Origin of the sequence: Rubrilithobacter danxiaensis, assembly GCF_047272945.1 — a bacterium.
In the GTDB taxonomy this organism is placed as follows: domain Bacteria; phylum Bacteroidota; class Bacteroidia; order Sphingobacteriales; family Sphingobacteriaceae; genus Rubrolithibacter; species Rubrolithibacter danxiaensis.
The window spans coordinates 1-1,259 of record NZ_JBKOPS010000037.1 but is presented as its reverse complement, the minus strand read 5'-3'; the positions used below and the strand labels follow the sequence as shown (position 1 = coordinate 1,259).

The window sequence follows — 1,259 nt, the reverse complement described above, 5'->3', positions numbered from 1 at the left end:
TGAAGTAGTCACGACTTAATCTGACAGTTACGATAAAACGAGTAACTTCAAATCAGATTAAACAATGACAACACAAGAAAAAATCATCAAGAACAAGCTGGGCATATTAGAGCTTGCTCAGCATTTAGGAAATGTATCGAAAGCCTGCAAAGTGATGGGCTATTCCAGAGATAGTTTCTACCGATTCAAAGAACTTTATGAGCAAGGCGGAGAGCTGGCCTTGCAGGAAATCTCCCGAAGAAAACCGGTGTTGAAGAACCGTGTGGAAGAACACATTGAAAAGCTGGTAGTAGAACTAGCTATCGAGCAACCAGCTCTGGGACAGTTACGGGTCTCCAATGAATTAAAGAAACAAGGGATTTTCATCTCTCCGGGAGGAGTAAGAAGTGTTTGGCTCCGTCACGATCTACAGACATTTAAACTTCGTCTAAAAGCACTGGAAGCAAAGTCAGCACAGGAAGGCATTGTGTTGACCGAAGCTCAGGTAGTTGCATTAGAAAAAGCAAAAGAAGAGAAAAAGGCATTTGGTGAGATAGAAACATATCATCCCGGATATCTGGGAGCTCAGGACACTTACTATGTTGGAAACATTAAGGGTGTTGGCCATATCTATCAGCAAACCTTTATTGACACCTACTCTAAAGTTGCCTTCACTAAACTCTATGACAGGAAGAATGCTCTGGTTGCAGCAGATATGCTCAATGACCAGGTAGTTCCATTCTTTGAACAGCACGACTTACGCTTACTTCGGGTATTAACCGATAGAGGGACAGAATATTGTGGTTCCAGAGATCAGCATGAATACCAGTTATATCTGGCTGTAGAAGATATCGATCACAGTAAAACCAAAGCAAAAAGCCCTCAAACCAATGGCATCTGTGAGCGCTTTCACAGAACCATTCAGGATGAGTTCTATGCCATTGCATTTCGTAAGAAAGTTTATCGTTCTGTGCAAGAATTACAAACAGACCTGGACCGGTGGATGAATTATTACAATCAGGATAGAACCCATACAGGCAAGTATTGCTTCGGAAAAACACCGATGCAAACCTTTAAAGACAGCATTTCATTAGCCAAGGAAAAGTTGATAGAAAGACTGACCGAAGACCAGTTTGTGGCTTATACTCCCTTAAGCCACCACGGGGAGGGTGAGCCACAAAATGGGTCTGTTGAGTTCGAAGAATCTTTTATATATTCGAAGAGAACATCTGACACTTTTTAAAACCTAGCAATTGTCAGATCAAGTCTTGGCTATTACA

The 1,259-nt window shown here is 41.7% G+C and carries 1 pseudogene; it reads left to right on the top strand.

From position 1 onward, the window contains the following. Window positions 1–64: 64 nt before the first annotated feature. Window positions 65–1,099: pseudogene (locus ACLCDL_RS17885) on the top strand (IS481 family transposase); the annotation flags it as partial. Between the last annotated feature and the right edge of the window lie 160 nt (window positions 1,100–1,259).